Raw genomic sequence first — 12,937 nt, forward strand, 5'->3', positions numbered from 1 at the left:
GTTGTCAGTTCTTCGCTTGCAGGCCGATCACGCGGCTGGCGAGCTTCGTCAGTTCGGCCACCACCTCGTCGGGCGACAGGCGTCCGCCCGGGCGGTACCAGCTGTAGAGAAAGCCCGGCAGGCTGCAGGCCGCGAGCGCGGTGATCTTGGTCTCGCCGAAGTCGAGGTCGCCGTCGCGGCGCGCCTCCTCGAGCAGCGGGCACAGCAGGTCGTAGAAGTGGTGCGCGAGCTTCTTCTGCGCGGCGATGTACTCGGGCCGGTACACCTGCGGCTCGCGGTACGCGAAGAAGGCGCAGGGGTGGTGCGTGACGGTCGCGCGAATCAGCCGCTCGATGCCCTCGAGCACTTTCTCGCTGGCGCGGCGCGGGTCGGCGGCCGCGAAGTCGAGCGCGGTGAAGCAGTCGACCGCGGGGCGCCACGACAGCGTCTCGAAGATCTCCTGCTTGTCGCGGAAGTAGTAGTACACGAAGGGCTTGGTCACGCCCAGCGCGCGCACGATCTGCGCCATGGTGGTGTTGGCGTAGCCCTGCGCCGCGAACAGCTGCGCGGCGGCCTGCAGGATGCGCTCGCGCTGCAGGTCGGTGCCTTGCGTGGCCGCGCGCTGGCGGCCGGTGCCCTGCGGCAGGTGCGGCTGTGCCGTGGTTTCGCTCTGGTCCCCAGAGGGTTTGTGCCGTGTCGCAGAAGTTATACCCATGGGTAGGATTGTTCGTGCACCATGCGGCATTGGCAAGCGCCCGCCATGCGTGGGCGGCTATCGATAACCCTGAGAAAGTGACGCCATGGAGACAAACAAGACCGCAGCACACGCGCCGTACGCGCTGCGCGAACTGCCCGATCGCGTGGAGCAGCCGCTGCACGAGTACCTGCGCACCCACGCCCGCGAGCGCGGCGCCAGCGCTGCCTGCATCTGGTACGGCCAGGCCATGAGCTGGTCCGAGCTCGACCGCGCGAGCGACGCCTTCGCCGCGCGTCTGCAGGCGCTGGGCGTGAACAAGGGCGAGCCCGTGGTGCTCTTCCTGAACAACTGCCCGCAGTACCTGGTGGCGCACTTCGGCATCCAGAAGATCGGCGCCATCGTCTGCCCGAGCGGTCCGCTCAACAAGGAGCACGAGCTGGCCTACCAGGTCAACGATCTGAAGGCCCGCGTGATCGTCGCGGCCGCGCCGCTGCTGCCCGTGGTGCGCAAGGTGCAGCCCGACAGCGCCCTGGAGCACGTGTTCGTGGTGCATTACGCCGACCTGCTGCCGGCCCCCACGTCGATCGACCTGCCGGCCGAGCTGGCCGCGCAACGCAAGGCCGAACGCAGCGTGCCCGAAGGTTGCGAAGACTTCCTCGCCGCGATGAAGACCGGCGCGAAGCCGCAGCCCGTGGCCATCGGCATGGACGACGTCGCGCTCATGACCTACACCTCGGGCACCACCGGGCTGCCCAAGGGCGCGATGCTGAGCTACGGCAACGCGCTCTTCAAGACACGCGCCGCGGCCGACTGCAACGGCGTGGGTCCCACCGACGTGCTGCTGTCCATCGCGCCGCTGTACCACATCGCCGGCATGCTGATGGGCGTGAACGTGCCCGTGCTCAGCGGTGCCACCTCGGTGCTGCTGCACCGCTTCGACCCGCGCGCCGTGCTGCAGGCCGTGGCCACCTACAAGGTGAGCTGGTGGTACAGCATCGCGCCGATGAACGTGGCCTGCATGCAGGTGAGCGACATCGCGGGGTTCGACCTGTCCAGCCTCAAGATGAACCCGGTGACCAGCTTCGGCATCACCTTCACCGAGCCGCTGGCGCAGCAATGGCGCTCGCACGCACCCCACTGCACGTCGTTCGAGGCCGCCTACGGCCTGAGCGAAACCCACACCTGCGACACCTACACGCCGCACCATGCGCCGCGCTGGGGAACGCAGGGCATCGCGGTGCCGGGCGTGACCATCCGCATCGTCGACACCGATACCCAGGCCGACATGCCGGTGGGCGAGGTCGGCGAAATCGTGCTGACCAGCAAGGGCTCCTTCAAGGGCTACTGGAACAAGCCCGAGGCCACGGCCGCCACGCTGCGCAACGGCTGGGTGCACACCGGCGACATGGGCAAGCTCGACGCCGACGGCTACCTCACCTTCATCGGCCGCTTCAAGGAAATGATCAAGGTCTCGGGCTACAGCGTGTTCCCCGAAGAGGTCGAGACCATCCTCATCAAGCACCCGGCGGTGGCGCAGGCGGCCGTCATTGCGCAGCCCGACGCGGAGAAGGGCGAGGTCGTGAAGGCCTTCATCGTGCGCAAGCCCGGCGCCACGCTCGAGGCCGACGCGCTGGTGGCCTGGGCGCGCGACAACATGGCAAGCTACAAGGCGCCGCGCGCCGTGAGCTTCATCGATGCATTGCCGACCACCGGCGCGGGCAAGGTGCTGCGCCGCCTGCTCAAGGACAAGGCCTGAAAGGTTCCCCCACGTGTTCTCCAAAGTTCTGATTGCCAACCGCGGCGAGATCGCCGTGCGCCTGGTGCGCGCCTTGCGCGACCTGGGCATTGCCAGCGTGGCCGTGCACGCCCGTGACGACGCGGCGGCGCTGCACGTGCAACTGGCCGACACCGCCGTCGCGCTCGATGCGACCGGGCCCGCCGCCTACCTCGACGTGGCCGCACTGATCGTGGTGGCCAAGGCACAGGGGTGCGACGCGGTGCACCCCGGCTACGGCTTCCTCAGCGAGCGCGCCGATTTCGCGCAGGCCTGCGCGGACGCCGGCCTCGTGTTCATCGGGCCGACGCCCGAGCAGCTCGGCCTGTTCGGCGACAAGGCGCGTGCGCGCGCGCTGGCCGCGCAATGCGACGTGCCGGTGATGCCGGGCAGCGCGGGCGCGGTGACGCTCGCGCAGGCGCAGGCCTTCTTCGCCGAGCAGCATGCGCAGGGCGCGGGCGTGATGGTCAAGGCCATCGGCGGCGGCGGCGGGCGCGGCATGCGCGCGGTGCTGAACGCCGACGAGCTGCCCGAGGCGCATGCGCGCTGCATGTCCGAAGCCAAGGCGGCCTTCGGCATCGAGGGCGTGTACGTCGAGCGGCTGATGCGCAACGCGCGGCACATCGAGGTGCAGGTGCTGGGCGACGGGCAGGCCGTGGCCAGCCTCGGCGAGCGCGAGTGCACGCTGCAGCGGCGCTTCCAGAAGCTGGTGGAGATCGCGCCCAGCCCGTCGCTGCCCGAGGCGCTGCGCGCGCAGGTCACGCAGGCCGCGCTGCGCATGGCGAAGACGGTGGGCTACCGCGGGCTCGGCACCTTCGAGTTCCTGGTCGATGCGGCATCGGCGACCTTGCCTTTCGTCTTCATCGAGGCCAACCCGCGCCTGCAGGTCGAGCACACGGTGACCGAGGCGGTGACGGGGCTGGACCTGGTGCAGCTGCAGATCGAAGTGGCCGCTGGCCAGCCGCTGAGCGCGCTGGGCGTGGAGGCCGATCGCACGGCGCCGCAGCGCGGCTTTGCGGTGCAATGGCGCATCAATGCCGAGACGCTCGACGCGCAAGGCAACGCGCGGCCGTCGGGCGGCACGCTCGCACGCTTCGAGCTGCCGGCCGGCCCCGGCGTGCGCGTCGACACGCACGGCTATACGGGCCTCGCGCCTTCGCCGCACTACGACACGCTGCTGGCCAAGCTCATCGTGCATTCACCGTCGCCGCGTTTCGAAGACGCGCTGCGCCGCTCGCTGCGCGCGCTGGACGAATGCCGCATCGACGGCATCGCCACCAACCTGGCGCTGCTGCGCGCCATTGCGGCGCGGCCCGAGTTCGCCACGCAGGCGGTGCACACGCGCTTCGTCGAAGCGCACCTGGGCGACCTGCTGGCGGCCGCGGCGCTGATCGAGAAGCACGTAAAGAAGATGGCGGCCGCGCCGGCCGCACCCGCTGCACCCGCCGCGCAAGCAGCAGTTGCCGACGACGAGCCGAACGAACTCACCGTCAAGGCCCCGATGCCCGCGCGCCTCGTGCAGTTCGAGGTCGACGTCGGCGACGTGCTGCCCGCCGGCGCGCAACTCGGCGTGCTCGAAGCCATGAAGATGGAGCACCTGCTGCACGCGCCCGTGGCGGGCCGCGTGGTCGCGCTGCTGGCCGCGCCCGGCGACTACCTCGTCGAAGGCCAGTCGCTGGTGCGGCTCGAGGCCGTCGACGCGCAGGCCGTCGAGGCCGAGGCGCGCACCGAGCACGACCTCGATGCCATCCGCCCCGACCTGCAGAAGGTCATCGACCGCCACGCGCCCACGCTCGACGCCAACCGCAAGGCGGCCGTCGACAAGCGCCACGCGCAAGGCGGGCGCACCGCGCGCGAGAACATCGCCGACCTGTGCGACACCGCGTGCGACCCCGGCAATTTCATCGAATACGGCGCGCTCGCCATCGCCGCGCAGACGCGCCGCCGCACGCTCGAGGACCTGATCGCCAACACGCCGGCCGACGGCATGGTGACCGGGCTGGGCAGCATCAACGCGCAGCAGTTCGGACCTGAAGCGTCGCGCTGCGCCGTGCTGGCCTACGACTACACCGTGCTGGCCGGCACGCAGGGCATGCGCAACCACCACAAGACCGACCGGCTGCTGGCGGTGGCGCACCAGCTCAAGCTGCCGGTGGTGCTGTTCGCCGAAGGCGGCGGCGGGCGGCCGGGCGACACCGACATGCCGATCGTCGCGGGCCTGAACAACCACACCTTCAGCCAGTTCGCGGCGCTGTCGGGCAAGGTGCCGGTGGTGGGCATCGTGCACGGGCGCTGCTTCGCGGGCAATGCCGCGCTGCTGGGCTGCGCGGACGTGATCATCGCCACCAAGGGCAGCAACATCGGCATGAGCGGGCCGGCCATGATCGAAGGCGGCGGCCTGGGCAGCTTCGCGCCCGAGCAGATCGGCCCGAGCAGCGTGCAGTCGCGCAACGGCGTGATCGACATCCTGGTGGAAGACGAGGCCGCCGCCGTGGCCGCGGCCAAGCAGTACCTGTCGTACTTCCAGGGGCCGACCACCGGCTGGCAATGCGCCGACCCGCGCACGCTGCGCCACGTGGTGCCACAGAACCGGCTGCGCGTGTACGACGTGCGCGCCGCGATGCGCGGCGTGGCCGACACCGGTTCGCTGCTCGAGTTGCGCGCGGGTTTCGGCGCGGGCATCGTCACCGCGCTCGCGCGCATCGAGGGCAAGCCGGTCGGGCTCATGGCCAACAACCCGCACCACCTGGGCGGCGCCATCGACGTCGAGGCGGCCGACAAGTCCGCGCGTTTCATGCAGCTGTGCAATGCGCATGGCCTGCCAATTGTTTCGTTGTGCGACACGCCGGGCTTCATGGTCGGCCCCGAAATCGAGGCGCAGGCGCAGGTGCGCCACGTCTGCCGCATGTTCATGGTGGCCTCGCACCTGCGCGTGCCGTTCTTCGCCGTGGTGCTGCGCAAGGGCTACGGCCTGGGCGCGCAGGCGATGACCGCGGGCGGCTTCGACGCACCCGTCTTCACCGTCGCCTGGCCCACCGGCGAATTCGGCGCGATGGGCCTCGAGGGTGCTGTCCGATTGGGTTTTCGCAAGGAGCTGGCCGCGGTGGCGGAGGGCGCCGAACGCGATGCGCTGTTCAAGAAACTCGTCGACCAGCAGTACGCGAACGGCGAGGCGATCCACATGGCGCAGACGCTGGAAATCGATGCGGTGATCGACCCGGCCGAGACGCGCACCTGGTTGGTGCGCGGGCTGAATTCGGCCACGCGGGCGCCGCAACCGGTCTCTTCGTACGTGGACACTTGGTAACCGTGCGCTAGACCTCGTCACGCAAAGGACAAAGCCGCTGCATAAACTGAGCGGCTTTGCCTGCATGACATTGGTTTCCCGTTGGCTCGTTCACTTGCGCCATTTGCGCGAGCTTGCCCTGACGCATTGGCTGGCCGCTTTCTGCCTGGCGGCGCTCGCATTCGGCGTGCAGGCGATTCCCACGGCAAGCACACCCAAGCAACCCGCCGAAGCGCACTGGGTGGCAAGCTGGGCCGTGGCGCCGCTGGATTTCCGCGAGATGGCCGCGAGCCCGAGCGGGCCCAGCTATTCGCTGCCCGGCGGCAATGACCTGCGCGGGCAGACGCTGCGCCAGCAGCTCGAACTCTCGCTGGACGGCGAGCGCATCCGCATCCGCTTCTCGAACCGCTTCGGCAAGACGCCGCTGCGCATTGCCGCCGCGAGCGCGGCGCGCGGCACCGGCGCCGACGCGTTCTCGCCCGCCTCGCTGCGCATGCTGCGTTTCGGCGGCCGCACCAGCCTGACCATCGCACCGGGCGCGGACGCCTGGAGCGACGGCGTCGACCTGCCCGTGCAGGCCGGCCAGACCGTGGTGGTGAGCGCCTTCTTCGATCGCGCCACGCCGTTCTCCACGGTGTCCATGCCCGAGTCGGGCACGACCTGGGTGGCCGCCGGCAACGCCGTGACGGCGGCCAAGCTGAAGAATCCCACGCCGATGGTGCTCAACCAGATCATGACCGGGCTGGACGTGCTCACCACCAAGCCCGTGCGCACCGTGGTGGCCTTCGGCGACTCCATCACCGCGGGCACGTCGGAAGGCACCTTCGGCGCCTACCCCGACATGCTGGCCACGCGCCTGCGCGACACGCAGCCGGCCGGGCAGGACATCGCGGTGCTCAATGCCGGCATCGGCGGCAACCGCCTGCTGACCGACGGCATCGGCCCCAGCGGGCTTTCGCGCTTCGAACTCGACGCCCTGCGCCAGAGCGGCGTGACCCATGCGATCGTGCTGATGGGCACCAACGACATCGGCCGCACCGTGTTCGCGCGCGTGCCGGGCGCCGAGCTGACGCCCCGCGACTGGCCCACGGCCGAGCGCCTCACCGACGGGCTCCAGCAACTGATCAAGCAGGCCCGCGCCAAGGGTGTGAAGGTGCTGCTGGGCACCGTGCCGCCGTTCAAGAACACGCCTTACTGGAACGGCGCGAACGAGGCCTTGCGCGAGGCCGTCAACCGCTGGATCCGCGGACGGCAGGACGTGGACGGCGTGATCGATTTCGATGCGGCGCTGCGCGACCCCGCGGACCCGCAGGCGCTGAACCCGCTGTTCGATTCGGGCGACCACCTGCACCCCAACAAGGCCGGCCACGCGGCCATGGCCGCGGCCGTCGACCTGCGCGAACTGATGGAGTGAGTGAGCGCTCGCAAGAGCATGAAGAGCGCGTCACAGCTTTACACAAGACTTCGCGTACGGCTTACAGGCGGTTCACATGGCGTGGGCAGCATGAAGGCTTCTCCAACAACTCATGAGGAGTCCTTCATGAAAACAATCGCATTGGCTCTTTCCATCGGCGCGGCTTCGCTTCTGTCGGTGGGTGCATTGACCGTTCCCACCGCCGCGCAGGCACAACCCGTGGTCACCGTGCAGGTGGCGCCGCCTCCGCCGCGCTTCGAACGCGTGCCGCCGCCGCGCCGCGGCTACGCCTGGGCGCCGGGGCACTATGAATGGCGCGGCGGCCGCCACGTGTGGGTCCGCGGTGTGTATGTGCGTGCCCGCCCGGGCTACGCCTACCGTGCGCCGGAATGGCGCCAGGACGGCGGCCGCTGGCAATACAGCGCAGGCCGCTGGGACCGCGACGGCGACGGCGTGCCGAACCGCTACGACCGCCGTCCGAACAACCCGAATCGCAACTGACGGGTGCCGGGGCCGTCGTGCGCGGCGGCCCCCGGTCTGCGAATCCCGGCCCTCGAGCTTCAGCGGATGCTGACCAGTTCGAGGGCTTCGTTGAGCTGGAACGCGGCGGCACCCGCGCCGCCCCGTGTCTGCGCCTCGAAGCGCACGACGCGGCCAAGCTCAGTCGAGTACCAGACGTTGGCGCGGTACCGGCCGTACTGGTTGCCGAACACGGCGCCCGCGTCCGGGAAGCGCTGCGTATAGCCCCTGTACTCGATGCGCACGACCTTGAACTCCTTGCCGCCGATGGTCAGCGCGGTGTCTTCCATCACGGTGGCGTTCAAGTCCATGTTCGCGCGTGAGCCGCCCAGCGTGGAGCTGTAGCGTGCGCGCCAGGCCGCTTCTTCCTTGAGGTTCTCCTTGGTCCAGCCGCCCGGCGGCATGACCGAATCGAACTCGCCCGCGATCGCCGAGGTGACGCTGACCACCTCGCCGCCCGGCTTCTCGACCCAGCCCCCGTTGTTGAAGCTGAGGCGCTCGTCCGTCGCCGCATCGGCGCGGTAGATCACCTTGCGGTAGGTGTTGGTGATGCGGTCGTGCAGCTGGTATTCGATGACGCTCGGCCGTGCCGTCGCCGGCATGGTGGAGGCCACGGATGCGAAAGCGGATGCCGATGCCGCAGACGGCGGCAGCTTCTTCGCCGCGTCGACCGCCAGGCGGCCGCGCGCCGGCAGTTCCGTGATCCAGGACGCGGGCATCGCGAGCCTGGCCGCGGCCGAGCCCGCGGGCGCCGCGCTGACGAGGCCGGCCAGCCGGCCCTGCGCGTCGAACAGGCCAGCGCCGCCAAGACCCGCCTCGGGCGCGGCGGCCAGCTGCAGCGCCTCGAGCTCGCCGGCATTGCCGCGGCGCAGGCCGGAGAGCATGCCGATGCCCAATGTCAGCTCCCTGCCCCTGGGCGAACCGACGGCGTACAGCGGCATGCCCACCTGCAGTGCGCTCGCCGGCGTGATGCCGAGGGCGGGCGCGTTGAAGTTCGCGATGCGCAACTGGCAGAGGTCGCGCTCGGCGTCGGGAAACTCCAGCGTCGCGCCGTAGCTGACGTTGTCGCGCTTCACCGCCACCGCGCTGGCTTTCGCGAGCAACTGGCAGCTCGTGACCGCGCTGTTGGGGCCGGTGGCGACCGCGCTGCCGGTGGCGAGCACCTTGCCTTGCGCGTCGCTCGCCTGCACCACCCAGACGCTGGACGACACGCGCGCGAAGAGCGCGTCGGGGGCGAGGTCGGGGCCGTGGCGCGCCTCCTGGGCGGACGCGGTGGCAACCGTCAGCGCGATCGCGAGGGTAGCGAGGGTAGCGAGGGTGGCGGGCGTGGCAAACGCCGGGCGCACCGGGGAAGACTTGAATCTCATGGCAGGTGTGGTCTCAGCGGTTGGCCGGCAGGAGCAGCCGCAGGTCGTTCAGGGGTGTCCTGGCAAACGGCGCGGCCTCGGACGCAGCGGTGGCCGCGACGCGCGGCGGCGGCGCAGGCGCAGGTGCAGGTGCAGGTGCAGGTGCGGGCGCGGGCGCGGGCGCGGGCAGTGGGGTGGGGATCGCCGCGAGAGGTTGGGCTGCCACGGCGGGCTGGGCGGCAACCGCGGCAGCGACCGCGACCTTAGGGGCGGCAGGAGCACCAGGAGCACCAGGAGCACCAGGAGCATCAGGTGCCGCGGCAGCCTTCACGCTGCTGGCGGCGGGCAGGCTGTCGTCGTACGCCAGCGATTGCAGTTCCTTGCGGCCTTCCGCCTCGGACACGCGTTCGAAGCCGGGGCGTCCGACGGCAATGCCGAAGTTGATGCTCATCAGCACGTAGGCCGTCTGCTTGGGCCGCAGCACCACGTTGATGGTGGCTTCGGCCTCGGTCCGGGCGCTGGCCCGGTAGGTGCCTGCCGGGCGGTCGATGTAGAAGAAGCTGTTGGGCCGCGACTTGCCGACCACCTGGCCGTCGACCACCACTTCGGGCTGCAGCGCGGCGCCCATGATCGAGTTCCGGTAGAAGTAGATCCGCCCCTCGTTCTCGCCGAGCGACGGCATGCTGCCCGCCATTTCCGAAAACCGGGGCCCGCTGGCCGAGCACCCGAACAGGCCGGCCGAGAGCACGGCCAGCAAAACTCCACCCATCCAACGTCGCATCGCGCCTCCTCGTTTGGCGCAGGATGCTACACCCGCTTACAAGCGGGTTGAAGGGCTACAGGGGACAGGTGTCAGCGGAAGACGACCGTGCGGTGCCCGTTGAGCAGCACGCGGTGCTCGCTGTGCCACTTCACCGCGCGCGCCAGCACCTGGCTCTCGGTGTCGCGGCCGCGGGCCGTGAGGTCTTCGACCGTGTCGGTGTGGTCGGCGCGGGTCACGTCCTGCTCGATGATCGGGCCCTCGTCGAGGTCGGCCGTCACGTAGTGGGCGGTGGCGCCGATCAGCTTCACGCCGCGGTCGTGCGCCTGGTAGTAGGGCTTGGCGCCCTTGAAGCTCGGCAGGAACGAGTGATGGATGTTGATCGCGCGGCCGGCCAGGTTGCGGCACAGGTCGTTGCTCAGGATCTGCATGTAGCGCGCGAGCACCACCAGTTCGGCGCCCTCGGCCTCGATGATTTCCAGCTGCCTGGCCTCGGCCTGCGCCTTGGTCGCGGCCGTCACCGGGATGTGGTGGAACGGCACGTTGTAGCTGGCGGCCAGCTGGTAGAAGTCGCGGTGGTTCGAGACGATGGCGCGCACGTCGATGGCCAGCAGGCCGCTCTTCCAGCGGAACAGCAGGTCGTTCAGGCAATGGCCTTCCTTGCTCACCAGGATGACCGTCTTCATCGGCTGCGCCGCGGCGTGCAGCTGCAGGTTCATGCCGAAGCCGGCGGCGAAGGTCTGCAGCGCCTCGCGCAGCACGGCCTCGCTGTGCTCGGCGCAGGCGAAGCGCACGCGCATGAAGAACAGGCCGGTGCCGTGGTCGTTGTACTGGGCCGCCTCCTCGATGTTGGCGCCGCGTTCGAGCAGGAAGCCCGACACGGCGTGCACGATGCCCGTCCGGTCGGGACAGGAGAGGTTCAGGATGTAGGCGGGCGCGATGTGCGTGGGCGTAGTGGTCGTCATCAGGGGCGTCATTGTGGCAGGGGTGCCAGAATTGCGATTTTCGTCGACCCCATACCCTCAGGAGCGAGACATGGCCCATCAGGACTTCAACATGGACAACCAGTGGTTGCCCTTCACCCCCAACCGCCATTTCAAGAAAGACCCGCGCGTCTTCGTGGCGGCCGACGGCATGGAGTTCACCACGCACGACGGCAAGAAGGTGATCGACGGGATCTCCTCGCTGTGGTGCGTGGGCGCGGGGCACAACCGCAAGCCGATCAACGAGGCCATCAAGAAGCAGCTCGACACGCTCGACTACGCCACCGCCTTCCAGGTCAGCAACGACCGCGCCTTCGAGGCGGCCGAGCGCATCGCCGCGCTGGCGCCGGGCGACCTCAACAAGGTGCTGTTCTGCAACTCGGGCTCCGAAGCCGCCGACACCTCGATGAAGGTGGCGCTGGCCTACCACCGCGCGCGCGGCGAGGGCCATCGCAACGTGTTCATCGGCCGCGAGAAGGGCTACCACGGCGTGGGCTTCGGCGGCATGTCGGTGGGCGGCATTCCGGGCAACCGCAAGGTCTTCGGCTCGGCCTTCCTGCCGCGCGTGGACCACATGCGCTTCATCCATGACCCGGTGAACCACGCCTACATCCACAACGAGGAACCGGTGTGGACCGAAGACCCGCTGGTCGAGCTCGAGACGCGCATCCTGCCGCTGCACGACCCGAGCAACGTGGCCGCGATCATCGTCGAGCCGGTGGCCGGTTCGGCCGGCTGGTACCTGCCGCCCAAGGGCTACCTGAAGCGCCTGCGCGAGATCTGCGACAAGCACGGCATCCTGCTGATCTTCGACGAGGTCATCACCGGCTTCGGCCGCATGGGCACCAACTTCGCGTCCGACTACTACGGCGTGGTGCCCGACATGCTGAACTTCGCCAAGTGCGTGACCAACGGCGTGATTCCGTTGGGCGGCGTGATCTGCCGCGACAAGCTCTACGACGCGATGATGAAGACCGACGCGCCCGAGCACGTGGTCGAGTTCTTCCACGGCTACACCTACTCGGGCCACCCCGTGGCCTGCGCCGCGGCCGTCGCCACGCTCGACCTGTTCAAGCAGGAGAACCTGTTCTCGCGCGCCGGCGAAATGGGCAAGGTGCTGGGCGATGCCTTCCACAGCACGTTCAAGGGCCTGCCCAACGTCGTCAGCATCCGCAGCCTCGGCCTGGCCGCGGCGGTGGAGCTCGCGCCCATCGCGGGCACGCCGGGCAAGCGCGCGTACGACATCTTCCTGGACTGCTTCCACAAGGGCGCGCTGGTGCGGCCCGCGGGCGACGTGCTGGTGATCGCGCCGCCGTACATCGTGGAGAAGTCGCACATCGACACGCTCGTGAACACGCTCGCGGATTCGATCAAGGCACACGCCTGAGCCGCGGCGGGTTCGCCCGCCATCGACCCGCAGGCCGCAAGGAGCGCTCCGCTCCTTGCGGCTTTTTTTCGCGCGTCTTCAGGCAACCATGCGCGTTCCTGCGTGCTCTCGCGTGCTCTTTTCGCGCGCCGGCGCGCCGCGCGGCCTCGGTGTTGGTTCGGCGCAGTTCTACCGATTCCCGGGATACCGGCCAGCGCACCCGGTCCATAGCATCGCCCTCCAGAAACTTAGCACTTACGAATTCATCGGGTGCGTTTTCCAGAGAGGGATCGTCATGCAACGCGTATTTCTTTTGGCGGTGGCGTGCGCGCCGTTGATGGCACTGGCCAACAACGTCGGCGAGAACACGTCCTGGCAGTTCCAGTCGAGTGCCGACAAGGTCAACCAGGCGGCCATCCAGGACATGGTCCGCAAGCAGAAGAGCGGCTACTACGCGGCCCCGGTCTACAACACGACCATCGGGCGCCAGTACAACTGCAACGTCTCGGCCACCTCGACCGGCAACGACGGCAACAACAGCACGGTGGCCAATTCGCCGTCCAACGCGGGGGCGACCTCGAGCGCTTCGGGCAACGACAGCCGCACGGCGGTCGGCACGCTGGGCGGTGCCACGGTGGGCACGTCGCAGGCCAATGCCGGCGCGGTGGGTTCGGCCGTGGTTGGCGGCACCAGCACGCAGGTGCAGGGCGCGGCCACCCAGGCGCTGAACTCGACCCAGGGCAACGCGGGCGCGCAGACCGCGAGCGTCGGCGGCAGCTCGGCATGCGCCTTCGGCGTGCTCAATTGAACGGG

General features: G+C 69.4%; 10 protein-coding genes. 6 read left to right on the forward strand and 4 right to left on the reverse strand.

The genetic code is table 11. The features are described 5' to 3' along the window. Positions 1-4: 4 nt before the first annotated feature. On the reverse strand, positions 5-694 hold the full coding sequence (locus BM013_RS32480) for a TetR/AcrR family transcriptional regulator (RefSeq protein WP_093132822.1): 690 nt from the start codon (positions 692-694) through the stop codon (positions 5-7). Between the two features lie 124 nt (positions 695-818). Between BM013_RS32480 and BM013_RS32485 the strand changes: the two genes are divergently transcribed. The 4 genes from BM013_RS32485 to BM013_RS32500 all read left to right on the forward strand — a co-directional run bounded on the left by BM013_RS32485 (position 819) and on the right by BM013_RS32500 (position 7,651). Next, entirely contained in the window at positions 819-2,432 is a 1,614-nt protein-coding gene (locus BM013_RS32485) for an AMP-binding protein (RefSeq protein WP_093132896.1), read from the forward strand. A 13-nt stretch (positions 2,433-2,445) separates the two neighbouring features. Continuing rightward, positions 2,446-5,757, forward strand: a complete 3,312-nt coding sequence (locus tag BM013_RS32490) for a carboxyl transferase domain-containing protein (RefSeq protein WP_093132824.1) — start codon at positions 2,446-2,448, stop codon at positions 5,755-5,757. Positions 5,758-5,821: 64 nt separating this feature from the next. Next, positions 5,822-7,150, forward strand: coding sequence for an SGNH/GDSL hydrolase family protein (locus BM013_RS32495; protein ID WP_093132826.1), 1,329 nt, complete (start codon positions 5,822-5,824; stop codon positions 7,148-7,150). Between the two features lie 126 nt (positions 7,151-7,276). Next, positions 7,277-7,651 carry a YXWGXW repeat-containing protein gene (locus tag BM013_RS32500; protein WP_093132828.1) on the forward strand — a complete coding sequence of 125 codons (375 nt, stop codon included), beginning with the start codon at positions 7,277-7,279 and terminating at the stop codon, positions 7,649-7,651. A gap of 59 nt (positions 7,652-7,710) precedes the next feature. On the opposite strand, the gene BM013_RS32505 is transcribed toward BM013_RS32500, so the two are convergent. The 3 genes from BM013_RS32505 to purU form a co-directional block, all read right to left on the reverse strand. Next, a complete protein-coding gene (locus tag BM013_RS32505) occupies positions 7,711-9,036 on the reverse strand; it encodes a S1 family peptidase (RefSeq protein ID WP_093132830.1) in 1,326 nt (441 codons plus the stop codon). Between the two features lie 13 nt (positions 9,037-9,049). Further along, complete coding sequence (locus BM013_RS32510) at positions 9,050-9,796, reverse strand: DUF2846 domain-containing protein (RefSeq protein WP_093132832.1); 747 nt, start codon at positions 9,794-9,796, stop codon at positions 9,050-9,052. Between the two features lie 71 nt (positions 9,797-9,867). Further along, positions 9,868-10,716: a formyltetrahydrofolate deformylase gene (purU, locus tag BM013_RS32515; protein WP_093132898.1), complete on the reverse strand. Its 849-nt coding sequence runs from the start codon at positions 10,714-10,716 to the stop codon at positions 9,868-9,870. Positions 10,717-10,810: 94 nt separating this feature from the next. Here purU and BM013_RS32520 point away from each other — a divergent pair, with 94 nt between their 5' ends. Both BM013_RS32520 and BM013_RS32525 read left to right on the forward strand, forming a co-directional pair. Next, on the forward strand, positions 10,811-12,145 hold the full coding sequence (locus tag BM013_RS32520; protein WP_093132834.1) for an omega-aminotransferase AptA: 1,335 nt from the start codon (positions 10,811-10,813) through the stop codon (positions 12,143-12,145). 274 nt (positions 12,146-12,419) lie between these two features. Then, positions 12,420-12,932: a hypothetical protein gene (locus BM013_RS32525; RefSeq protein ID WP_093132836.1), complete on the forward strand. Its 513-nt coding sequence runs from the start codon at positions 12,420-12,422 to the stop codon at positions 12,930-12,932. Positions 12,933-12,937 lie beyond the last annotated feature (5 nt).

The organism is Variovorax sp. OK605 (assembly GCF_900115445.1).
Lineage (GTDB): Bacteria > Pseudomonadota > Gammaproteobacteria > Burkholderiales > Burkholderiaceae_C > Variovorax.